Origin of the sequence: Aureimonas sp. AU4, assembly GCF_001463765.1 — a bacterium.
GTDB lineage: Bacteria > Pseudomonadota > Alphaproteobacteria > Rhizobiales > Rhizobiaceae > Aureimonas.
Map to the genome: position 1 here is coordinate 1 of NZ_BBWK01000069.1, position 22292 is coordinate 22292.

Here is a 22292-nt window from a genome sequence, read left to right on the forward strand (position 1 = left end):
GCTTCGCACGCTCTCCCCGCCGATCCAGCCCTTTCGCACCGAGCGGCTGGCGGTGGGCGAGGGGCACGAACTCTACGTGGAATGCTGCGGCAACCCGGCCGGGCAGCCGATCCTGTTTCTTCACGGCGGGCCGGGCAGCGGCTGCAGCCCGAACCACCGGCGTCTGTTCGATCCCGCGCACTACCGCGTCATCCTGTTCGACCAGCGCGGCTGCGGGCGCTCCTCGCCGCTCGGCTCGCTCCACTCCAACACGACCCACGACCTCGTCGGCGACATCGAGCGCCTGCGCCTTCACTTCCGCATCGAGCGCTGGATGCTGTTCGGCGGCTCCTGGGGCTCGACGCTGGCTCTCGCCTACGCCGAGACCCATCCCGAGCGCGTCGAGGCGATGGTGCTGCGCGGCGTCTTCACGGGCCGCCGCGCGGAGCTCGACTGGTACTATCGCGAGGGGGCGAGCCGGATGTTTCCCGACGAGTGGGAGCGCTTCCTGGCCCCGCTCTCGCCCGCGGCTCGCCGGGACCCGGTTCGCGGTTACCATCCGCTCCTGACCGACGCCGACCCGCAGGTCCTCGCGCGGGCCGCGCGGGCCTGGACGGACTGGGAGGCGCGTACGGTCTCGATGCGCCCGCCAGGGGCGCCGTCGGCGCCGGGCGTCGCGGCCAGCGACGCGGCGGTCGCCTTCGCGCGGATCGAGAACCATTTCTTCGTCAACGACCTCTGGCTGCGCGAGGGGCAGCTGATCGAGGAGGCCGGGCGCCTCGCCGGGATTCCCGGGATCATCGTCCAGGGGCGCTACGACGTCGTGACGCCGCCCGTCACGGCCTTCGACCTGCACCGCGCCTGGCCCGGCTCGGAGCTGCAGATCGTCGAGGACGCCGGCCACGCCTTTTCCGAGCCGGGCACGCTCGACCGGCTGATCCGAGCGACCGACCGCCTTCGCCAGAACCGACCCGTGGAGCCCGCTTCATGACGCTCGACAACAAGCCCCTGCGCACCGGCGGCTGCCAGTGCGGCGCCGTCCGCTTCCGCCTGGAAGGGGCGCCCGGCCACGCCTCGGTGTGCCATTGCCGCATGTGCCAGAAGGCGTTCGGCGCCTTGTTCGCGCCGCTCCTCAACGTCGGCGAGGCGAAACTGACCTGGACGCGGGGCGAGCCGGCGCGCTTCCAGTCGTCTAGCCACGTGCGGCGCGGCTTCTGCGCGGCGTGCGGAACGCCGCTCACCTACGAGGCGCCGGACGGGATCGCGCTCGCCATCGGCGCCTTCGACGATCCGAGCGACCTCGCGCCCGTGGTCCAGTTCGGCGTCGAGGGCAGGCTGCCCTACGTCGACCGCCTGCCGACGCTGCCCGTCCACACCACTGACGAGGACGCGGCCGACGGCGGTCATGGATGGATGAGCGAGATTCGCTCCTTCCAGCACCCGGACCACGACACGCCCGAGGGCTGACGGCGAGGGGAATTCGGGTGTCGCCGCCTCGCGCGATGGGATAGGTCGAGTCTACCGACGGACACGCCACGACCGAGACCCCGCATGATCCCCGAACCCGACGTTCGCCAGACCCGGCGCGGCCTCACCTATGCCTTCGGAGCCTTCCTGATCTGGGGGCTCGTGCTGCCGATCTACCTCAAGGGCCTGGCGCATGTATCGCCGCTGGAGGTGCTCGCGCACCGCGTCCTGTGGTCGATCCCGCTGGCGGTCGCGATCCTTGCGGTCGCCGGAACGCTGCGCAGCTTCCCACGTCTCCTGCGACCCCGCATCATCCTGATGGCGACGCTGACGGCGTTGCTGATCTCGGTGAACTGGGGCGTCTACATCTGGGCCATCGCCAACGGCCACGCCATCGAGTCGGCGCTCGGCTACTACGTCAATCCGCTGATCAACGTCCTGCTCGGCATGGCCTTCCTGGGAGAGCGGCCAAACCGGCTGCAGGGCGCGGCCATCCTCCTTGCCGCCTTCGGCGTGGGCATCCTCACCTACGAGAGCGGCGGTCTGCCCTGGGTGTCGCTGGCGCTGGCCCTGAGCTTCGGCTTCTATGGCCTCCTGCGCAAGACCATGCCCTTCGAGGCCACCGAGGGCTTCCTTCTGGAGGTCCTGATCCTCTTCGTGCCGGCGCTCCTGGTCCTGTTCCACGTGTCGGGACAGGGGGAGATGCACTTCGGCGGCAACGGCGTCGATACGGCTCTGCTCGTCGGGACCGGTGTCGTCACCGCCGTCCCGCTGATCCTCTATGCGGCGGGAGCCCGGCTCCTGCCCTACACGACGATCGGCCTTCTCCAGTACCTGTCGCCGACGCTGATCTTCCTGACCGCCGTCTTCGTCTTCGGCGAGCCCTTCGGCTTCTGGCAGGGCGCGAGCTTCGCCTTCATTTGGGCGGGCCTGGCGCTCTACACGGCCTCCATGCTGAGGGGGCGGCGAGGGGTGCCCGAGGCGGCCACCGAGGGAGCGGCCTAGAGCCGCTCGATCACTTCCGGAGCGGCCTCGGCCGGGACGGCCGGCGCGGCCGCCTCGATCAGGGGCAGGAGGTGTTCCACACGGTCGGCCACGATCGGGCGCACCATGTGGCCGGTATGGATGAAGCCGGCCTCGCGCATATGGTCGAGAAGGCTCGCGAACGGGTCCCAGAAGCCGCCGACATTGGCGATGGCGATCGGCTTGCGGTGCCGGCCGAGCTGGCTCCAGGTCATGATCTCGACCAGCTCCTCAAGCGTGCCGATGCCGCCGGGCAGTGCCACGAAGGCGTCGGAGCGCTCGAACATCTTGTGCTTGCGCTCGTGCATGTCCTCGGTGACGACGAGCTCGTCGAGCCGCTTCAGCTCGCTCGCGGTCGCCTCCATGTCGATCAGGAAGCGCGGGATGATGCCGGTCACCTGACCGCCGGCGCGGATCACGGCTTCCGAGACGGCACCCATGATGCCGCGCGTGCCGCCGCCGTAGACGAGGCGGATGCCGGCCTGGCCCATGAGGGTGCCGAGCGTTTCGGCGGCTTCGATGTAGGAAGGATCGCGGCCGGGGGAGGAGCCGCAATAGACGCAGAGGGAACGAATCGATGTCATGGGGCCAAGGTCGGTCGCCCGGCCGCCCCGGTCAAGGATGCCTCGGCATTTTCGCTGCGCTGCATCAGCTTCGCGCGTCGATCGCCTCGGCGATCTCGTCGGCCATCTTGAGAGTGCGCACGACGAGCGGCACGGCGAGCGCGACGAGCGAACGGTCCAGGCCGCGCGCGGCCTGCGCCTCGCGAATCTCGGAGGCGACGGCCGCCAGCACGGGCACGAAGCGGATCGCGAGCCCGACCGCGAGCCCGACGCGCGCCGGATCGACGCCGAGCGGCCGGAGCACAGGCGCGACGAGCCGCTCGATTGCCGCGGCTATGTCGGAGGGGCGCGTCGTCGCGGTCGCGAGGGCGGCGAGGAGAAGAAGGGCCGCAAGCCGCGACCCGAAGACAAGGGCGCTCTCGCCCCCCGCGAACCAGAACTGGAAGCCGGCGACGAGAAGGATGATCGGTGCGCTGGTCCGCAGCGTTCTCCCTGCGAAGCGCCAGCCGAGCATGGCTCCCACAGTCGCCAGCGCCAAGGCCAGCGCGCCGACCGAGAGCCAATCTGCCGGGAAGAGAAACAGAACGGTGCCAATGGCGGCAAGGGCGGCGAGCTTCGCGCCGGCAGGCAGGCGATGCGCGGGCGTCCGGCCCGGCCGGTAGAGATCCGCGATCACGCGTCCGCCAGCCGGCGGTAGAAGTCGAGCGCCTTACCCGGCGGCGCGTCGCAGGCCACGCGCCCTTCCTCGAAGACGAGGACGCGGTCGAACCCGTCCAGAAGCGGGAGGTCGTGCGTGACGAGGACGACCGGCCGCTCCGCCGCCTCGACCGCCGCCATCACGCGGCGCGTGTTGCGACGGTCGAGCAGCGTCGTCGGCTCGTCGAGAACCAGGAGACGCGGTTCCAGAACCATGATGCCGGCGAGCGCGACGAGCTGTCGTTCGCCGCCCGAGAGTTCGTGCGTCAGCCGATCCCCGAAGCCGGCGAGGCCGAAGCGCGCGAGCGCCGCCTCGACGCGCGGACCGATCTCGGCCTTCGGCAGCCCTCGGTTTCGCAGGCCGAAAGCCAGATCCTCCGCGACGCCGGGATAGACGATCTGATGGTCCGGGTTCTGGAACAGGAAGCCGACGGTGCGGCGCACCGCCCTCGTGTCCGCGACCGTGTCGAGCCCGTAGACGCGAACGAAGCCCTCGCTCGGTGCCAGAAGCCCGTTGAGAAGGCGCGCGAAGCTCGACTTGCCCGAGCCGTTCGAGCCGATGACGCCGATGCGCGGCTCCGTCAGCCTGAGGTCGAGGTCGCGAAGGACCCGTCGCCCGCCGCGCTCCAGCGCGACGCCGCGAAGTTCGATCATCCGACCCGGCGCGCCGCGCGGCTGCCGATCAGCGGATAGCTGTTCGACACGGCGACGGTGATCGCGGCGGCCAGCGCGGCCTTGATGAGGTCGCCGGGGATGAAGGCCATCGAGCCGTAGGCGGCGGTCGCGAGCGGCGCTCCGGTGACGAGCGAGATTCCTGGTATGCCGCAGGCGTAGAGGACGAGGATGCCGCCTGTCGCCACCGCCAGAAAGGCGGTGACGAAGTGGAGGCGTGGGAGGAAGCGCTCTGTGAGAAGACCCGTCACGAACGCGGCCGGCAGCCAGCCGAGGAAGAAGCCGACCGTCGGTCCGCCCAGCACCGCGACACCGCCGCGACCACCCGACAAAAGCGGCAGTCCGGCGAGGACGATCACCATGAAGAGAAGGATCGCCAGCGTGCCGCGCCGCGCGCCGAGCAGGCCGCCGGCCAGCATCACGCCCATGGACTGCGCCGTGATCGGGACGTTGATGATCGGCACGTTGAGGGCCGGAAAGGCCCCGAGCACCGCCATGAGCGCGGCGAAGAGGGCGATGAAGACGATGTCGCGGGTGGTCACGCCAAGACTCTCCGATGCAGGGGTGCGCGACGCCGCTCCTATCGCGCGCCGCAGGTTTCGTCGAGCATGGGCTCAGATCGCCGTCCGGATGGCCTCGTCGAGGTAGAGCCGGCGCAGGCGTTGCGCGAGGTCGCCGGGTCGACCGTTTGCCACGCGCACGCCGTCGATCTCGACGACCGGCGTGACGAAGGCGCCCGCCGAGGTGATGAAGGCCTCTCGCGCCCCTTGTGCCTCGGCGACGCTGAAGGGACGCTCCTCGATCTCGAGGCCGGCCTCCGCCGCGCCGCGCAGGACGGCGCTGCGCGTGATGCCCGGCAGGATCGAGCGAGACAGCGACGGCGTGACGATGCGGCCCTCCTGCGAGAGGATGTAGGCGTTGTTGGAAGATCCCTCGGTGACGAAGCCGTTCTCGGTCATCCACACGTCGTCGAAGCCCTCGCGCCGCGCCTGCGACTTCGCCATCGAGGCGTAGAGGAGCTGGACCGTCTTGATGTCGCGCCGCCCCCAGCGGAGGTCGGGCGCGACCGCGACGCGCAGGCCCCGCTCGGCTTCGGGCGAGTCGAGCGAGGCGCGGGGCTGGGTGAAGAGGACGAGGCCGGGCCTCGTGTCCGCCGCGGGCCAGACGAAGTCGCGGTCCACCGCGCCGCGCGTGACCTGCAGATAGATGCTCCCGAGATCGAGCGCGTTGCGGCGCACGAGTTCGCGGTGGAGCGCCAGAAGCTCGTCGTCGGTGGCCGGCGAGGGCAGGTCCAGTTCGGCGAGCGAGCGGCGCAGCCGCGCCTGATGGGCCTCGTAGTCGACCAGCTTCCCGGCGATCACCGCCGTCACCTCGTAGACCCCGTCGGCGAACAGGAAGCCGCGGTCGAAGACCGAAATCCTGGCATCCGCTTCCGGAACGAACTCGCCGTTGACGAAGACGGTGCGGGACATGGCTTCTCCTTGCGGCCGATGCGGGCTTGCAGCGCTTCTACCCGCCCGCCCGCGCTATCGGAAGCCGCGAAAAGCGACGCCTCGACACAGCTTGCCCGTTGCGGGGGCGCGGGGCGGCGGCTAGGCCAGAAGCGGGAGGACCGGCGCGCGTGCCGGCCCGCTACGTTTGCTTGAAGGAGCACCGGCGCTCGCATGGGCCATTATCTCGGACTTGATCTCGGCACCTCATCCCTGAAGGCGCTGGTGATCGATCAGAACCAGACCCCCCTGGCGACCGCCAGCGTGCCGCTCACGGTCGAACGCCCGCATTTCGGCTGGTCGGAGCAGTCCCCCGAAAGCTGGATCGCCGCCTGCGAGGACGTGATCGCCATCCTGCGGCGCGAGGCGCCGGACGCTCTGGCGGGCGTCGAGGGCATCGGTCTGTCCGGCCATATGCACGGGGCGACGCTGCTGGGCGAGGACGACCGGGTCCTGCGGCCCTGCATCCTGTGGAACGACACGCGCTCCCACGCCGAGGCCGCGGAACTCGACGACGACGAGGCGCGCCGCATCACCGGCAACATCGTGTTCCCCGGCTTCACCGCGCCGAAGCTCCTTTGGGTCGCGCGCAACGAGCCGGAGACCTTCGCCAAGGTCCGCCGCGTGCTCCTTCCCAAGGACTACCTGCGTCTCTGGCTGACCGGCGAGGCCGTGTCCGAGATGTCGGACGCGGCCGGCACGAGCTGGCTCGACACCGGCGCGCGGCGCTGGTCGGAGCCGATGCTGGATCGCACCGGCCTGCCGCTTTCCGCCATGCCGAGGCTGGTCGAGGGAACCGAGACGAGCGGAACGCTGCGCGGCGAGCTCGCCTCGCGCTGGGGTCTCAAGGCGGGCATCGCGGTGGCCGGAGGCGGCGGCGATAACGCGGCCTCGGCGTGCGGTGTCGGCGTCACGCGCCCGGGCACGGGCTTCCTTTCGCTCGGCACCTCGGGCGTGCTCTTCACGGCGAGCGCCGGCTACGACCCGGCGCCCGAAACCGCGCTCCACACCTTCTGCCACGCCATTCCCGGCCTCTGGCACCAGATGGGCGTGACGCTCTCGGCGGCGGGCTCGCTGGAGTGGCTCTCGCACCTCCTCCAGGAGAAGCCGGGCGACCTCGTGGCGCAGGCCGGCGACAAGCTGGAGGAGCCGGGCCGCCTCCTGTTCCTTCCCTACCTTTCGGGCGAGCGTACGCCGCACAACGACGCGGCGGTGCGCGGCGCCTTCGTCGGTCTGTCCGCCGACACGAGTCGGGCCGACATGGTGCGGGCCGTCATGGAAGGCGTCGCCTTCTCGATGCGCGACTGCCTCGACGCCGCACCCCATGCGGGCTGGGTACGCCAGCTCGTGGCGGTGGGCGCGGGCTCGCGCTCCAGCCTCTGGCTGCGCATCATGGCGAGCGTCCTGGAGACGCCGGTCGCCCTGCCGGCGGCGGGCGACTTCGGCGCGGCCTTCGGCGCGGCGCGGCTCGGCCTGTGCGCCGCGACGGGCGCTGACCCGGACGCGGTGATGACCGAGCCGCCCATCGCCGCCCGCCACGAGCCTGACGCCAGGCTCACGGAAGCCTATGCGCAGGCCCATCATCGCTACCAGGCGCTTTATCCCGCGCTGAAGGCAGCTGCGATCCGCAGCTAACGCGCCTGTCGAGAACACCGAAAGGCCCGGCCGAGAGATCGGCCGGGCCTTTTGGATTCGAGGGTTTCGGGGGAGGGCGGACCTCCCCCGGACCGGATGCTTACTTCGAGGCGTCGGCGGTCAGGTAGTCGTACTTGCCGCCCTTCCACTCGTAGATGACGTAGCCCGGCAGCGTGACGTCGCCCTTGCCGTCGAACTTGAGGTCGCCGACGACGGTCGGGAGAGCCTCGGAGTCGAGAACCTTGGTGACGGCCCCGAACTCGGTCGACTTCGCCTTCTTCGCGGCCTCGGCCCAGGCCTGGATCGCGGCATAGGTGTAGAGGACGTAGCCCTCGGCGGTCTTGCCGTTCTTCTCGATCTCCGCGACGATCGGGGCCGCCTGCGGGTTCTTGCGCGGGTCGGGCGAGAAGGTCATGAGCGTGCCCTCGCCGGCGTCGCCGGTGATCGCCCAGTACTCGTCGGTCACGATGGCGTCGCCCGACATCACGGTCGCGGCAAGGCCCTGCTCCTTGGCCTGACGCGCGATGAGGCCCGCCTCGGTCTGGTAGCCGCCGATGTAGATCAGCTTGACGTTGGCCTGCTTCATGCGGGTGATCAGCGAGGAGAAGTCCTTCTCGCCGACCGTGTAGGACTCGGTCACGGCCGGCTTCAGGCCGCCCGCTTCCATGAACTTCACGGTCTGGTCGGCGAGGCCCTTGCCGTAGGCCGACTTGTCGTCGAGCACGGCCACGGCTTGGCCCTTGAACTTGTCGGCGATGTAGCCGCCCGCGACCTGACCCTGCTGGTCGTCGCGGCCGCAGACGCGGTAGATGCCGGGGCCCGGGCGCTTGTCGGTGAAGTCCGGGTTGGTCGAGGCCGGCGAGATCTCGATGATGCCTTCCTCGGCATAGACCTGGCTGGCGGGGATCGACGAGCCCGAGCAGAAGTGGCCGGCCACGAAGGGCACGCCCTGCGAGGCGAACTGGTTGGCCACCGCCACGGCCTGCTTCGGATCGCAGGCGTCGTCGCCGACCGAAAGCTTCAGCATCTCGCCGTTGACGCCGCCGGCCTTGTTGATGTCGGCGATCGCCTGCTCGGCGCCGATGCGCAGCTGTTCGCCGAAGGCGGCGTTCTGGCCCGTCATCGGACCGGCGACGCCGATCGTGATGTCGGCAAGCGCGGCCCCGGACAGCATCATGTTGAGGGCCACACCGGCCAGAAGCAGTTTCTTCATCGAACGTTTCCCCTGTTGTCCGGCCGATCGGGCCGTGCATGGCGGCAACCGGTTCGGGCCGGCGCTCGAAGGCGAGTAAAGACGGATTCGCACAATCCCGCCATAGGCTCCGTGGCTGTCACGGCAAGTTTCTGCTCGCCTTTTCGCCGTTCAGGCGGAATGCCCACGGCTTGTGCTGAGGAAGCGGTACTGGCCCCGCATCTGGGCGCCGCGCGTCACCTGACGCCCGGCCGCCGCGAGCGCCAGGAGAACCACGAAATCGACGATCCCGTAGTGGAGCGCGGTCCCGATCGTGGCGGGCGGCAGGAAGAACGTGCCGTGGAACAGCGAGAAGTGGAGGAAGCGGATCGCCGCCGTGAGAAGCAGGATATAGAAGACGAGAAGTCCCCAGCCGTCCCAGCCGCGGGCCGTGGCACGGCCGACCGCAAAGGCCAGGAGGCCGCCGATCACGAGCGTGACGAGAACGAACTCGACCGCAGATACCTCCCACAGGAGGGCCATCTCGCGTTCCATCAGTGATGCCCTCCCTCGAGATAGGCGGAGCGCACTTCCTCGCGCGCCAGAAGCTCGCGGCCCGTGCCGCTCATCGTAATGCGCCCGTTGACCATGACGTAGCCGCGATGAGCGAGACGCAGGGCGTGGAAGGCGTTCTGCTCGACCAGGAAGACGGTCAGGCCCTCGTTGCGGTTGAGCTCGCGGATCACCTCGAAGATCTGCTTGACGATGATCGGGGCAAGACCCAGCGACGGCTCGTCGAGAAGCAGGAGGCGCGGGCGGCCCATCAGCGCGCGGGCGATGGCCAGCATCTGCTGCTCGCCGCCCGAAAGCGTTCCGCCGCGCTGCGTCGTGCGCTCCTTCAGCCGAGGGAACAGCTCGAAGATCCGGCGGATGTCCTCGTCGAAATGGTCCTGACCGACGAGCGTCGTGCCCATCTGCAGGTTTTCCATCACCGTCATGCGTCCGAAGATGCGGCGTCCCTCCGGCGACTGCGCGATGCGGCGCGTCATGATGTCGTGGGTGGGGAGCTGCGCGATGTCCTCGCCGGCGTAGAGGATGCGGCCGGCGCGCGCGCGCGGGTTGCCGCAGATCGTCATCATCAGCGTCGACTTGCCGGCGCCGTTGGCGCCGATCAGCGTCACGATCTCGCCGTCGCCGACATCCATGTCGACGCCCTTCAGCGCCTGGATCTTGCCGTAGAAGGTCTCGACGCCTCGGATCGAGAGAAGCGGCTGGGCGGTCGCCGGGGCGACGGGCGTGGCAAGCGCGCTCATCGGGCGTCTCCTTCCGCGATGTGGGCTTCGGCGATCGCGCCGTCGACGTCGCCGCGCTCCAGCTTCTCTTCCACGGCCTCGACCTCCTCGTCGTCGACGCCGAGATAGGCCGCGATGACGCGGGGATCGTTGCGGACCTCGTGGGCCGTGCCGTCGGAGATCTTCTTGCCGTAGTCGAGCACGACGATGTGGTCCGAGATCTCCATGACGACGCCCATGTCGTGCTCGATCAGGAGGATCGAGGTGTCGAACTCGTCGCGGATCGAGCGCAGGAGGGCGTTGAGCTCGGCCGATTCGCGCGGATTGAGGCCGGCGGCCGGCTCGTCGAGGCACAGGAGCACGGGATCGGTGCACATGGCGCGCGCGATCTCGAGACGACGCTGGTCGCCGTAGGAGAGGTCGGCGGCCGGATCGTCGGCACGATCGAGAAGGGCGGTTCGCCGCAGCCAGTCCACCGCGCGGTCCTGCGCGGCCTCCTTCGCCCGGCGATAGCCCGGCAGGCCCAGAAGACCGGCGATCGTGAAGCCCGAGGCCGCCATCAGCTTGTTGTGCTGGGCGACGAGGAGGTTCTCGAACACGGTCATGCCGCCGAAGAGGCGGATGTTCTGGAAGGTACGCGCGACGCCCGCGACCTCGGTGATCTTGAAGTCCGGCATGCGCTCGAGAAGGAAGATCTCGCCTTCGCCGGTCTTGAGGCTCTTGGCGCCGCCGCGCGTCAGCTCGGCCAGCGCGTCGTCGCCGATGCCCCGGCCGCGCCGCAACGCGATGCGCCCCTCGGTCGGCTTGTAGAAGCCGGTGACGCAGTTGAAGACGGTGGTCTTGCCGGCGCCGTTCGGGCCGATCAGCGCCGTGATGTCGCCGCGCCCGACCGAGAAGCTGAGGTCGTTGATGGCGACGAGGCCGCCGAAGCGCATCGTCAGGTGTTCCACGGTGAGAACGGGGTCGCTGGTCCAGCGGCCGGCGACGGGCGGGGTCGAGGTCTGGATCGTCATGGTTTCAGTGGCCCTCGCCCTGCGCGACCATATCGGCGCCTATGGCCTTACGTTCCTTGTAGACGGCGGACGGCTGGCGCGACGACACGAGGCCGCGCGGCTTCCAGACCATGATCGCGACCATGGCGACGCCGAACAGCACCATGCGGTAGCGCGAGGGGTCGAAGTCGGAGCCCAGGACGTCCTGGATGAAGGTCAGGTTTCGCATCAGCTCGATGCCGCCGATCATCACCAGCGAGGCGAAGACGACGCCGATCTGCGAGCCGAGACCGCCCAGCACGACGATGGCGAGGATGATCGCCGATTCGAGGAAGGTGAAGCTTTCCGGGGAGATGAAGCCCTGGCGCGTGGCGAAGAACGAGCCGGCGAAGCCGCCGAACATGGCGCCCGTGGCAAACGCGGTCAGCTTCACGTTGGTGGTGTTGATGCCGAGCGCGCGGCAGGCGATCTCGTCCTCGCGCAGGGCCTCCCAGGCACGCCCGACCGGCAGGCGGCGCAGGCGCAGCGTCACGAAGTTGGTCAGAAGCGCGAGCGCGAGGATGATGTAGTAGAGGAAGATGAAGCGGTGGATCGGCGAGTAGGGGATGCCGAAGAAGTCCGAGAACGTACCCTCGCCACGTCCGAAGTCGAGCCCGAAGAGGGTTGGGCGCGGAATGCCCAGAAGCCCGTTCGGGCCGCCCGTGAACTCTCCCCAGTTGAGCAGCACGACGCGGATGATCTCGCCAAAGGCGAGCGTCACGATGGCGAGATAGTCGCCCCGCAGGCGCAGCACCGGGAAGCCGAGGATGATGCCCCAGAGCGCGGCGAAGAGCCCCGCCATCGGCAGGCAGACCCAGAAGCCGAGCTCGAAGTTGATCGCGAGCAGCGCGAAGGAATAGGCGCCGACCGCGTAGAACGCGACGTAGCCGAGGTCGAGGAGTCCCGCGAGGCCGACCACGATGTTGAGGCCCCAGCCGAGCATGACATAGGTCAGGATCAGGATCGCGAGGTCGATCAGGTAGCGGTCGGAGGCGGGAAACACCGCCCGGATGATGAAGGGCAGGAAGAGCGCGACGCCGAGGAACAGGATGCCGAGCACCCGGCCGAGGGTGATCTTGCGGCCGGGCGCGGCGACCTTCTTGGTCGCGGCGCCCGAGCGCAGCGACACCTTGCGCTGGAATAGCGCGAGGCTGAGCACGAAGCGGATCGCGAAGGCGAGGCCGACGAAGGTCAGCCACAGGTCCCAGCGCTGGTAGAGGACGAGGCCGCCCGGTGCGATGTCGGAGCGGATCGCGACGAAGAAGACGGTGAGCAGGCCCACGATCGCGGCCGTGATTCCGGCCTCGCGCAGCGCCTTGGGAACGCTCACGACGGTCGGCGGCTCGGGCGTGAAGGGCGGCTCACCGCCCATGGCGGCGCGTCGCTCGTCCTGAAGGGCCTGCGCGCCCTCGGGCGATTGGGTGGAGGTCGGCTGAATGGTCGACATGAAGCGGCTCAGACCTTCTCGACTTCGGGACGGCCGAGGAGACCGGAGGGGAGGAAGATCAGGGTGATGGCCAAAATCGAGAAGGCGGCGACGTCCTTGTACTCGACCGAGAAGTAGCCGGCCCAGAAGGTCTCGATCAGGCCGATGGCAAGGCCGCCGAGCATGGCGCCGGGCAGCGAGCCGATGCCGCCGAGAACCGCGGCCGTGAAGGCTTTCACGCCAGCGAGGAAGCCGATGTAGAAGTCGATGACGCCGTAGTAGAGCAGGTACATCGTGCCCGCGACCGCCGCGAGCGAGGCACCCATGACGAAGGTCAGCGAGATCGTACGGTCGACGTTGACGCCCAGCAGCGAGGCCATCTTGGCGTCCTGCTCGCAGGCGCGCTGCTGGCGGCCGAGCGGAGTGCGCGTGATGAGAAGCGAGAAGGCGACCATCAGGACGAGCGTCGTCGCGATGATCAGGATCTGCATGTAGGAGATCTGCACGCCGTTCGTGATCATCACGGTGCCGGTGACCTGCGGCGGCAGCGGCTTCACGCGCGCCCCTTGCGTCAGCTGGACGAAGTTCTGCAGGAAGATCGACATGCCGATGGCGGTGATCAGCGGCGCAAGGCGGAACGATCCGCGCAGCGGCCGGTAGGCGATGCGTTCGATCGACCAGCCCCAGAGCGCCGTGAAGACCATGGCGACGACCAGCATCAGAAGGAGGACGACCGGCAGGAACGTCACGCCGATCGCGGCTAGAAGCAGGAAAACGGTCAAGGCTATGAACGAGCCGATCATGAACACCTCGCCATGGGCGAAGTTGATCATGCCGATGATGCCGTAGACCATCGTGTAGCCGATGGCGATGAGGCCGTAGATCGACCCCAACGTCACGCCGTTGACGAGTTGCTGCAGAAAATAATCCATGAACCGCCTGTATCTTGCCGAACATCGCGCGGCGCAGACGGCCGGTTGAAGCGCGCCTGCTGTTGAGGCATGCCCGATGGCATAGCAATGGGTTGCGCGTTCGCCAATCCGTCACGAAGGCGAGACCGTGGATAAATCTTAACTTCCGCGCGAACCGCGCTGCGGCGCGTAGCCGCTTTCATTGAGTCTGGAATTCTTCTAAAAGTGGCGACCGCCGTGGCCCGGAGCCCGTTCTTCGCCCGGCTCTCGAGGAGAGCGCCATGCGCCTGACCCGCCAGACCAACTACGCCATCCGCATCCTGATGTACTGCGCCGCCAACCCGAGCCGGCTGAGCCGGGTGGGCGAGATCGCCAGCGCCTACAACGTGTCGGAACTGTTTCTCTTCAAGATCCTGCAGCCGCTCGTCGAGGCCGGGTTCGTGGAGACCGTGCGCGGGCGCAACGGCGGCGTGCGCCTGGGCCGTTCGGCAGATGCCATCACGCTGCGGCAGGTCGCCGAGGTGACCGAGGAGAGCTTCGCGATGGCGGAGTGCTTCGAGACCGGTGCGACGGACTGTCCGCTGATCGACAGCTGCGCGCTGAACGCGGCGTTGCGCGCCGCGCTCGACGCCTTCCTCGGCACGCTCGACCGCTACACGGTCGCGAGCCTCGTCGATGGGTCGAGCTCCATCAAGCTGCGTCTCGGCCTCGACACGGCAACCGTGCCCGAGCGGGAAGTGGCCTGACGCATCAGGCCATCATCCGCTGCATCAGGGCGAGCTGGCGGGGCAGGGTGACGCGCGTCAGGTCGTAATCCTCCACCACCGTCCGCCGTGCGTTCCGCCGGATCTGCCGGAAGCGCTCCGGATGGTTCAGCGCCTCGGTGATGGTGGATACGAGCGCGTCGCCGTCGAAGAAGTCGACCAGCAGCCCGTTGCGTTCGTGCTCCACCACCTCCTGCACCGGCGAGGTCGCCGAGCCGATCAGGAGGCATCCGGTCGACATGGCTTCCAGCATCGACCACGACAGAACGAACGGATAGGTCAGGTAGACGTGCGCGTCCGAGACCTGCAGCAGCTTCTTGAAGACGTCGTAGTCGATGCGACCGACGAAGTGGACGCGTGATTCGTCGGCGACCGGGTTCTGCGCGAGCATCCTCGCCTTCCAGCTTTCGCCCTCGGGAAGGCGCGCGCCGTAGCTGACGCCGTCGCCGCCGACCAGCACGACATGCGCATTCGGGTTCTTTTCCAGAATACGGTTCAGCGAGCGCATGAAGACGTGGAAGCCGCGATAGGGCTCGAGGTTGCGCGCAACATAGGTGACGAGCGGCACGGACCCGTCGAACGTCAGACCATCGCCAAGCGTCACGCTCGGCCGCTCCGCCGGGGCCAGCGCGTCCGTGTCGACGCCGTCGTGGATGACCTTCACCTTCGGGCGGAAGATCGCGGGAATGCGGCTGTGCTGCCAGGCGGTCGGCGACAGTCCGTAGTCGGTCGATTCAAGACACGACAGAATCATCTGGTTGCGGGCGCGCAGCTGGAACTTCAGCTCGGGGTTGACCGGAAACTCCGGGTCGAACCCGACGTCCGCGCCCGACGCCGCGTAGTAGAACTCGATGTAGCTGAGCAGCGGCACGTCCGGGAAAACGTCCTTCACGAACTGCGTCTCGCCCCATCCGCTATGGCCGACGATGAGATCGGGACGGATGTTCTCCTTCTGCATCTGGAGAAGGAGGCGCGCGACGCCCTGGCCGTTGAGGATGCCGTCCTCCAGCGTGCGCAGGTAGAGATGCGTCTGCGGGTTCGGCTCGCGATGCGGCTTGTAGCCGATGACCTTCACGCCCTGGATCCGGTTTCGCGTCTCCTTGGTGATGAAGAACAGGCGGTTCTTTCCCGCGAGCGCGCGGCACAGGTGAAGGAACTGCCCCGGAAAGTTCTGGTGCAGGAAGAGGATCGTCTTGTTCTGGATCATCGCGCGGGCTGACTGAGAGGCTGTTCGCGTCGGGGTAGCGGCGAGGCGTCCGTTCCGCAAGTCGGTCGAGACCGGACATGCGAAGGGCGGGCGAACCGTGTGGTCCGCCCGCCCTTCACGGTCGTCGATCGCGGGTGGTGCGCTCCTACTCCTCGCGGAAGGCGCGATCCATGGACTGCGAGATCGGGGAGAGGATGTAGTCGAGCGCCGTGCGGCTGCCGGTCGGCACCACGATCTCGGCGGGCATGCCGGGATAGAGGCGAACGTCGCCCGCCATATGGGCGAGCGAGGTCGGATTCACCTCGACGTCGGCCGTGAAGTAGGCCGTGCCGTTCTCGGTCGTCAGGCGGTCCGGCGACACGCGCAGGATCTTGCCGTCCGCCGAGGGGGTGACGTGCTGGTTATAGGCCGTCAGCTTCACGTTCGCCGCCATGTTCGGCTCGATCTTGGCGATGTCCTCGGGCTTGATCATCGCCTGGACGATGAGCTGCGTGTTGTCGGGCACGATGTCGAGGATGCGCTCGCCCGCGCCCACGACGCCGCCGTCGGTGAACTGCGTCAGGCCGAGCACGGTGCCGGTGGCCGGCGCGCGAACCTCGGTCAGCGACAGGGTCGCGCGCGCGGATTGGAGGCGCGGCACGATGTTGGCCATCTCCGACTGGACGTCGCTGATGCCTTGATTCGCCTCCGACAGGCGGTCCTGCCGCAGGCGGTTGATCTGCATCTGGGCCTCGCCCTGCGTCTCCTTGGCCTCGGCGATCTGCGCCTTGAGGCTGCCGGTCTGGCCGCCGAGTTCGACCGAGGCGCGCTCCAGCGCAAGCACCTGCGTCTTGGGCGCGAGACCCTTCTTCAGAAGCGACGAGACGCCTTCCTTCTCCTCCTCGATCAACTCCTGCTGCCGGCTGATCGAGGCGACCTGGATCTCGTAGCCGCTGATGCGCGTGTTGAGCTGGGCGACCCGCTGCTGGAGAATCTCAACCTGCGTGTCGAGGCTCTGGCGCCGGGTGTCGAAGAGGATGGTCTGGTCCAGCATCAGCTGCTCGATCGACGGATCGTCGCGCCGCTCGGTCACCTCCGCGGGGAAGGCGATCTCGGGCAGGCCCTTGCTCTCGGCCGTGAACCGGGCGCGACGCGCGAGGAGGTTCATGTACTGGTTGTCGTAGACCTCGTAGGCCGAGCGGGCCTGCACGTCGTCCATCCGCAGCAGGACGTCGCCCTGCTCGACATGCTGGCCGTCCCGCACGAGAACCTGGTGCACGATGCCGCCGTCCCGGTTCTTCACGACCTTGCGGCTATCCTCGACCTTCACGACGCCGGTCGCCAGCACCGCGCCCGACAGGGGAGCGAAGGCTGCCCAGATGCCAAGGCCGACGATGAAGACCGCGACGATGCCCGAGCCGAGGATGATCGGCCTGCGAAGGCCCATGTCGAACTCGCCGCCCTCGGTCTTGCCGGTGGCGGGCGGCGGCAGCAAGGCCTTCTCGTCGCCCTCGCCGGGCGCGGGCGACTTCTGCGTCTTCCTGAACGCGATCACGGACATGGTTGTCTTCCTTGAACTGGATCAGGAGGAGGCCGGAAGGGCCTTGGGCGCCTGGGCCGGCTGTCCGGCGCCTTGGGCGGCGACGGCCTGCTGGGGGGCCGGCTGGGGCGCCTGCGCGTTCGAATTGGGGGCGGGCGCGAGGACCTTGGAGAGAACCTCGTCGCGCGAGCCGAAGCGCTCTACCATGCCGTCTCGCAGGAGAAGGATCTTGTTGGAGTAGTTCAGCGCCGACATGCGGTGCGAGATGACCACGACCGTCGAGCCCATCTTGCGCAGCTGCACGATGGCGGCGAGGAGCGCCTGCTCGCCCTCGGAGTCCAGCGAGGCGTTGGGCTCGTCCAGCACCACGAAGGACGGACGGTCGTAGACCGCGCGGGCGAGCGCCACGCGCTGGCGCTGGCCGACCGAGAGCATGGCGCCGCCCTCGCCGAGTTCTGTGTCGTAGCCCTCCGGCAGGCGCAGGATGAGGTCGTGGACACCAGCCATCTTGGCCGCTTCCAGCACGGCCTCGTCGCTGATCTGCGGGCTGAAGCGCGCGATGTTCTCGCGCACCGTACCCGAGAAGAGCTCGACATCCTGCGGCAGGTAGCCGAGGTGCCGGCCGATATTGTTGCGCGACCAGGCGTGCATCTCGGCGCCGTCGAGACGCACCGAGCCCGACGAGGGGCGCGACACGCCGATGAGAAGGCGGGCCAGCGACGACTTGCCGGCACCGGACGGGCCGATCAGGCCGAGACAGTCGCCCGGCTCCAGCGCGAAGTTAAGGTTCTTCAGAAGCGCCTTGTTGGTGCCGGGGAAGGCGTAGAAGCAGGTCTCGACCGAGAGCTTGCCGGAAGGGCGGGGCAGTTCCATGCCGCTTTCAGGGGCCGGGAACTCCTTGAGCAGCGCGTTCAGCCGGTCGAAGGCCTGGCGCGACGCCACGATCGCCGACCACGAGCCGACAGCGCGCTCGACGGGTGCCAGCGCGCGCGCCATCAGCATCATCGAGGCGAACATGACGCCGGGGCCGGTCAGGCCGTCGATCACGAGCAGCGCGCCGCCCGCGAGAATCGCGACCTGCAGGAACATGCGCGTAAAGCGGATCGTCGCCGAGATCGTGCCGCCGCGCTCGGAGGCCGTCTCCTGCGCGTGGAGCATGGCGAGGCGGTCGCGGTTCCAGCGCTGGGAGAGGCCGGGCAGCATGCCCATGGCGTAGATGACCTCGGCGTTGCGAAGGCCCGAGTCGGTCGCGGAATAAGAGCGCTGGCCCGCGACGTTCGCCTCCTTCAAGGCGGGGCGCGTCACGTATTCGTTGGCGAGCGCCAGGCCGAAGAGCACGATCGCGCCGATCAGCGAGAGCGTTCCGAGGCGCCAGTCGATCGCGAAGATGACGACCAGGAAGATCGGCGCCCAAGGCGCGTCGAGAACGGCGTTGGTCACGTTGCCGGCGAGGCCCTGACGGAACGTGTCGAGGTCCCGCAGCGCCTGGCTGCGCACGGGACGGCCGGCGCGAAGGCCCGCGTTCACCACCGCGTCGAGGAGGCGCGGGGCGAGCTTACGGTCGAGCAGCGAGCCGATGCGGATGAGGATGCGACCCCGCAATTCCTCAAGCGCCGTCATGACAAGAAAGGCACCGACCACCGCGAGGGTCAGGAAAAGGAGCGTCGCGACGGACTGCGAGGTAACGACGCGGGAATAAACCTGCGTCATGTAGATGGGTAAGGCTAGATAGAGCAGATTAGAGCCGAACGAGAACAGCGCCGCGAAAGCCATGGGTTTGATGCCGGTGCGAAGGGCATCGCGCATCTCGGGCGCAAGCTGGTTCTGGTTCTGCATACGTCGCCTTCTTCGGGTGCGGTCGGCCTCGGCAAGGCCCGCCTTGACCCTCCAAACACGGCTTCTTGAAGGCCGGGGAGGGCGAAGGGCAGGTCAGGCGCGGCGAACATACAGGCAAAACGGGGGGCTTGGGTACTCTCCGGCAGACGGAAACAGCTGGCACCCACAGCGAGAACGCGAAACGGAGCGACCGATGCCCGCCACCACCTCGACCGCTGCTACCGGCCGGCCCGAACTCGACAGCCTGATCGGCCCGCAGGCCTGGGCCGTGCGCAGCCTGTCGTTCGGCTTCTCGAACTCGGCGGCCGATTATCCCGCGACCTACGGCCGGGGCGAGGCGCCTGGCGCCAGCCTCCTGTCGGCCGACGGGCAGGCGGCCTTCCGGGGGGCGCTGCGCGAGTGGGGCAAGGTCGCGAACCTCGCCTTTACCGAGACGGCGGCCTCGGTCGCCGACATCCGCATCGCCTACAGCGATCCGGTGGCGACGGCCTATGCCTATCTGCCGTCCGGAGCGGGTGAGGGCGGCGACGTGTGGGTCGGCGCCTACGTGGCGGGCAAGGGCTGGGCGCAGGGCAGCTACGGCTACTACGCCGCGATCCACGAGCTCGGCCATTCACTCGGCCTCGAGCACCCGCACGAATCGCCCAACCCGGGCGTCGCCGATCAAATGGCGTCGAGCGTTATGAGCTACCGCTCCTTTCCCGGCGCCTCGATCGCGGACGGCTACCGCAACGGCGCCTCGTCCTACGCGTCCTCGCCGATGCTCTACGACATCCAGGCGATCCAGACGCTCTACGGCGCGAACTTCGCGTCGAACGCCGGCGACACGACCTACCGCTGGACGCCGGGCGCAGCCGACGCGCGCGTCGCCGACACGCTGGTGGGCGTCACGGAGGCGACGGGGCGGGCGGACGCGCGCGTCTTCGAGACGGTCTGGGACGGCGGCGGCAACGACACCTACGACTTCACCGCCTATGCCACGGCGCTGCGCGTCGACCTAGGCCCCGGCGGCTGGACCTATCTCGGCCAGCAGCTGGCGGATCTGGGCGCCGGCAACACGCCTCCCGGCAACATCGCCAACGCCTTCCTGTTCAACGGCGATACGCGCTCGCTGATCGAGAACGCGCTTGGCGGCGCGGGCGCCGACGAGATCCGCGGCAACATCGCGGCCAACCGGCTCGACGGGGGCTTGGGCGCCGACACGCTCTTTGGTGCGGGCGGCTCCGACGTCGTGATCGGCGGCGAGGGCAACGACCTCTTGTTCGGCGGCTTGGCCGTGAACGACCCGGGCGATGCCGCCGACATCCTCGACGGGGGCGCGGGCAACGACACGATCTACGGCAACGGCGGCAACGACACGATCTCGGCCTGGACCGGCAACGACCTCGTCTACGGCGGCTACGGGCAGGACCTGATCCGGGCGCAGATGGTGGCGGGCGCGCGCACCGACATTTATGCGGGCGGCGCCTTTGCCGATCCGGCCGACCTCGCCGACCGCGTGGAGGTGCTGGGCGACGTCACGGGCGGGCAGATCCGCGTCTACGGCAACGGCGGCAACGACTCGCTCGACATCCGCGTCTCGGGCGCGGGCCGCGTCGAGGTCTATGGCGGCGTCGGCGACAACGCGATTCTCGTCCAGGCGACAAATCCGGGCTCGCAGGTGCTGGTCGTCGCCGGCACGGGTGGCGACCGGGTAGACATCGCCGCGGCGGGCTCGGCGACCGTGATCGGAGGCGGGGGCGCCGGCAACCCGACCGACGGCGCCGACACGGTAGACGCCAGCGGCTCCACCGGCCGGCTCATGCTCTACGGTGACGGCGGGGCCGACCGGCTGATCGGCGGCTCGGGCGACGACACGCTCTCGGGCGGCGAGGGCGCCGACACGCTGACCGGCGGGGCGGGCGCGGACGTCTTCGTGTTCATGCGCGGCGAGACCCCACAGACCTCCGGCGACACGATCACCGATTTTGGCGCGGGCGACCGGCTCGACTTCGGTGCGGCGGTGGGCTCGGCGGCGAACTTCGCTTCCGTCACGGTGGCGACCGGCACGGCTGCGGCGCAAGGGGCGGGTCCCGGCCCGACCTATCTCGCGGTGCAGGACGGCACGAACACGGTCGTCTATGCCGATCTCGACGGCGACGGCCTGCGCGAGACCGCCGTCACGCTCCTGGGCTTCTCAGGCGCGGTCATGGTGTCGATGATCGTGTGACGCCGTTCAGGCAAGCTTCTCGAAGCTGAATTGGAGTTCTGCACCGCTCGTGACGCGCGCGAGTTTGTCATGCGTCTCGAGCCAAGCCCCGGCGGGCTTGGCCCTGAACACGTACTGATAGGGGAGGAGGCTCGGCGGACCCGATATCGCAACGCCGGCCGAGCCCGCATATTCGAAAAGATCGTGACGACCGGTCGACGAGATAACGTCGCCGTCGCCTTTGCCCGCGGCGGTCGTACCGCCACCATCCGACCACGGTTTTTGAAGCGACCGACGAAGATGGGATTGTCGATGCCGTCGAGGTCGATTGTGTCAATACTACGGTAGCTGAATATGCCGTCGCCGGACGCGGTTCTGTCGGAGAGGGTGAAGTCCGCGCTCGCCTGGACCCTAATTGTCTGCGACCGCTGACCGTCAAACCGAAAGACTAGCCAGCATCTCTCATGGGGTTTCGTCATCAGACAGCATGCAATTCGTGCAAATGCGCATCCATCGCGCAAAATCGAAACGGCGATGCAATTGGTATCGAAACTGCGTGGTAGCGAATTACGGCGGGACGCCGGAAGTTGTGGTCGCATCAGGCCGCTTGCCGCAGTTGCAAAAGGGTGATGCAGCGTGGCAGCAGCGCTGGGTGCCGGGGCTTGGCGTCCCGGATGCAGCGTCAGCTTTGGTCAAGGCCCGGGAGACACACCTTGTCGCTCAATCCCTACGACGACGACTTCACCCAGCGCCTCTCGGCGCCCGATGGGCACCGCAACATCATCGGCGGGTTGTGGGACGAGATGGGCGCACTGCAGCGCGACTATCTTGTGGATCACGGCCTGAGACCGGGCGACCGGCTGCTCGACATCGGCTGCGGATCGCTTCGCGCGGGCGTCATGCTCGTGCCCTATCTCGCTCCTGCGCACTATTACGGCATCGACTATCTCAGCGCGCTGATCGAAGAGGGGTACGAGCGTGAGATCCGTCGGCTCGGCCTCGACAGCCGTCTGCCCCGCGAAAACCTCGCCGAGGAGCGGGCCTTCGCGGTGCCCTTCGAGGGGGTCACTTTCGATGTCGCGTTGGCACAAAGCGTGTTCACGCACCTGCCGATCAACCACCTTCGGCTCTGCCTCGCGCGGCTTCGTCCGCGCATGAGGGAAGGGGGGCGGTTCTTCTGCACCTTCTTCATGGCGCCCGATCTCCTTCAAACGGGTGAGACGATGCGCCACCCGCCGCGCAGCGAGGTCGAGACCTTCTGCTGGCGCGACCCGTTCCACGTCTGGCGGCGCGACATTCTCTTCGCGATGGAGGGGCTGGGTTGGGAACTGGAGGACATCGAGGCGTGGGGCCATCCACGCGGGCAGGAGATGGCCCGCTTTCGCGCCGTGTAGCATAGCGCGCGGCCTTCGCAGGATTGAC

General features: G+C 68.4%; 21 protein-coding genes. 7 read left to right on the forward strand and 14 right to left on the reverse strand.

The window, feature by feature from the left end:
• The 3 genes from pip to rarD all read left to right on the forward strand — a co-directional run.
• A partial coding sequence (gene pip / locus AUL35_RS17875) for a prolyl aminopeptidase (RefSeq protein WP_062017305.1) occupies nt 1-970 on the forward strand: 970 nt, incomplete at its 5' end.
• A complete protein-coding gene (locus tag AUL35_RS17880; RefSeq protein WP_062017308.1) occupies nt 967-1446 on the forward strand; it encodes a GFA family protein in 480 nt (159 codons plus the stop codon). The genes pip and AUL35_RS17880, both read left to right, overlap by 4 nt.
• Before the next feature lie 84 nt (nt 1447-1530).
• Nucleotides 1531-2451, forward strand: a complete 921-nt coding sequence (gene rarD, locus AUL35_RS17885; protein WP_062017311.1) for an EamA family transporter RarD — start codon at nt 1531-1533, stop codon at nt 2449-2451.
• Here rarD and AUL35_RS17890 read toward each other — a convergent pair.
• From AUL35_RS17890 to AUL35_RS17910, 5 genes are all read right to left on the reverse strand, one after another.
• A complete protein-coding gene (locus tag AUL35_RS17890; protein WP_062017314.1) occupies nt 2448-3053 on the reverse strand; it encodes a TIGR00730 family Rossman fold protein in 606 nt (201 codons plus the stop codon). The two genes, rarD and AUL35_RS17890, sit on opposite strands and share 4 nt — an antisense overlap.
• A gap of 64 nt (nt 3054-3117) precedes the next feature.
• Nucleotides 3118-3708, reverse strand: a complete 591-nt coding sequence (locus tag AUL35_RS17895; protein WP_062017317.1) for an energy-coupling factor transporter transmembrane protein EcfT — start codon at nt 3706-3708, stop codon at nt 3118-3120.
• Nucleotides 3705-4382, reverse strand: coding sequence for an energy-coupling factor ABC transporter ATP-binding protein (locus tag AUL35_RS17900; RefSeq protein ID WP_062017320.1), 678 nt, complete (start codon nt 4380-4382; stop codon nt 3705-3707). Before AUL35_RS17900 ends, AUL35_RS17895 begins: the two co-directional genes overlap by 4 nt.
• Nucleotides 4379-4942 carry a biotin transporter BioY gene (locus AUL35_RS17905; protein WP_062017323.1) on the reverse strand — a complete coding sequence of 188 codons (564 nt, stop codon included), beginning with the start codon at nt 4940-4942 and terminating at the stop codon, nt 4379-4381. Before AUL35_RS17905 ends, AUL35_RS17900 begins: the two co-directional genes overlap by 4 nt.
• A gap of 72 nt (nt 4943-5014) precedes the next feature.
• Complete coding sequence (locus AUL35_RS17910; RefSeq protein WP_062017326.1) at nt 5015-5872, reverse strand: D-amino-acid transaminase; 858 nt, start codon at nt 5870-5872, stop codon at nt 5015-5017.
• A gap of 192 nt (nt 5873-6064) precedes the next feature.
• On the opposite strand from AUL35_RS17910, the gene xylB reads away from it, so the two are divergent.
• Nucleotides 6065-7525 carry a xylulokinase gene (gene xylB / locus AUL35_RS17915; RefSeq protein ID WP_062017329.1) on the forward strand — a complete coding sequence of 487 codons (1461 nt, stop codon included), beginning with the start codon at nt 6065-6067 and terminating at the stop codon, nt 7523-7525.
• 100 nt (nt 7526-7625) lie between these two features.
• Here xylB and AUL35_RS17920 read toward each other — a convergent pair whose 3' ends face one another.
• The 6 genes from AUL35_RS17920 to AUL35_RS17945 form a co-directional block, all read right to left on the reverse strand.
• Nucleotides 7626-8738: a branched-chain amino acid ABC transporter substrate-binding protein gene (locus AUL35_RS17920; RefSeq protein WP_062017332.1), complete on the reverse strand. Its 1113-nt coding sequence runs from the start codon at nt 8736-8738 to the stop codon at nt 7626-7628.
• A 150-nt stretch (nt 8739-8888) separates the two neighbouring features.
• Nucleotides 8889-9251 carry a DUF6867 family protein gene (locus AUL35_RS17925; protein WP_062017335.1) on the reverse strand — a complete coding sequence of 121 codons (363 nt, stop codon included), beginning with the start codon at nt 9249-9251 and terminating at the stop codon, nt 8889-8891.
• The gene (locus AUL35_RS17930; RefSeq protein ID WP_062017338.1) at nt 9251-10009 is read right to left on the reverse strand and encodes an ABC transporter ATP-binding protein; all 759 of its coding nucleotides are present in this window, start codon (nt 10007-10009) and stop codon (nt 9251-9253) included. Before AUL35_RS17930 ends, AUL35_RS17925 begins: the two co-directional genes overlap by 1 nt.
• Nucleotides 10006-11001 carry an ABC transporter ATP-binding protein gene (locus tag AUL35_RS17935; RefSeq protein ID WP_062017340.1) on the reverse strand — a complete coding sequence of 332 codons (996 nt, stop codon included), beginning with the start codon at nt 10999-11001 and terminating at the stop codon, nt 10006-10008. The genes AUL35_RS17930 and AUL35_RS17935 overlap by 4 nt, the downstream gene beginning before the upstream one ends.
• A 4-nt stretch (nt 11002-11005) precedes the next feature.
• Nucleotides 11006-12466 (reverse strand): high-affinity branched-chain amino acid ABC transporter permease LivM, encoded by a 1461-nt coding sequence (gene livM, locus AUL35_RS17940; protein WP_082666427.1) that lies wholly within the window; start codon nt 12464-12466, stop codon nt 11006-11008.
• 8 nt (nt 12467-12474) lie between these two features.
• Nucleotides 12475-13377: a branched-chain amino acid ABC transporter permease gene (locus AUL35_RS17945; RefSeq protein WP_062017343.1), complete on the reverse strand. Its 903-nt coding sequence runs from the start codon at nt 13375-13377 to the stop codon at nt 12475-12477.
• 260 nt (nt 13378-13637) lie between these two features.
• On the opposite strand from AUL35_RS17945, the gene rirA reads away from it, so the two are divergent.
• On the forward strand, nt 13638-14102 hold the full coding sequence (gene rirA, locus AUL35_RS17950) for an iron-responsive transcriptional regulator RirA (protein ID WP_062017346.1): 465 nt from the start codon (nt 13638-13640) through the stop codon (nt 14100-14102).
• Between the two features lie 4 nt (nt 14103-14106).
• Here rirA and AUL35_RS17955 read toward each other — a convergent pair whose 3' ends face one another.
• From AUL35_RS17955 to AUL35_RS17965, 3 genes are all read right to left on the reverse strand, one after another.
• Nucleotides 14107-15327, reverse strand: a complete 1221-nt coding sequence (locus tag AUL35_RS17955; protein WP_062017349.1) for a glycosyltransferase family 4 protein — start codon at nt 15325-15327, stop codon at nt 14107-14109.
• A 145-nt stretch (nt 15328-15472) separates the two neighbouring features.
• A complete protein-coding gene (locus tag AUL35_RS17960) occupies nt 15473-16867 on the reverse strand; it encodes an HlyD family type I secretion periplasmic adaptor subunit (protein ID WP_062017352.1) in 1395 nt (464 codons plus the stop codon).
• Nucleotides 16868-16888: 21 nt separating this feature from the next.
• A complete protein-coding gene (locus tag AUL35_RS17965) occupies nt 16889-18682 on the reverse strand; it encodes a type I secretion system permease/ATPase (protein ID WP_244493816.1) in 1794 nt (597 codons plus the stop codon).
• Between the two features lie 193 nt (nt 18683-18875).
• Here AUL35_RS17965 and AUL35_RS17970 point away from each other — a divergent pair, with 193 nt between their 5' ends.
• Together AUL35_RS17970 and AUL35_RS17975 are read left to right on the forward strand one after the other, a co-directional pair.
• Nucleotides 18876-20891: a M10 family metallopeptidase C-terminal domain-containing protein gene (locus AUL35_RS17970; RefSeq protein ID WP_062017355.1), complete on the forward strand. Its 2016-nt coding sequence runs from the start codon at nt 18876-18878 to the stop codon at nt 20889-20891.
• A 692-nt stretch (nt 20892-21583) separates the two neighbouring features.
• Nucleotides 21584-22264, forward strand: a complete 681-nt coding sequence (locus AUL35_RS17975) for a class I SAM-dependent methyltransferase (RefSeq protein WP_062017358.1) — start codon at nt 21584-21586, stop codon at nt 22262-22264.
• The last annotated feature ends 28 nt before the right edge of the window (nt 22265-22292 follow it).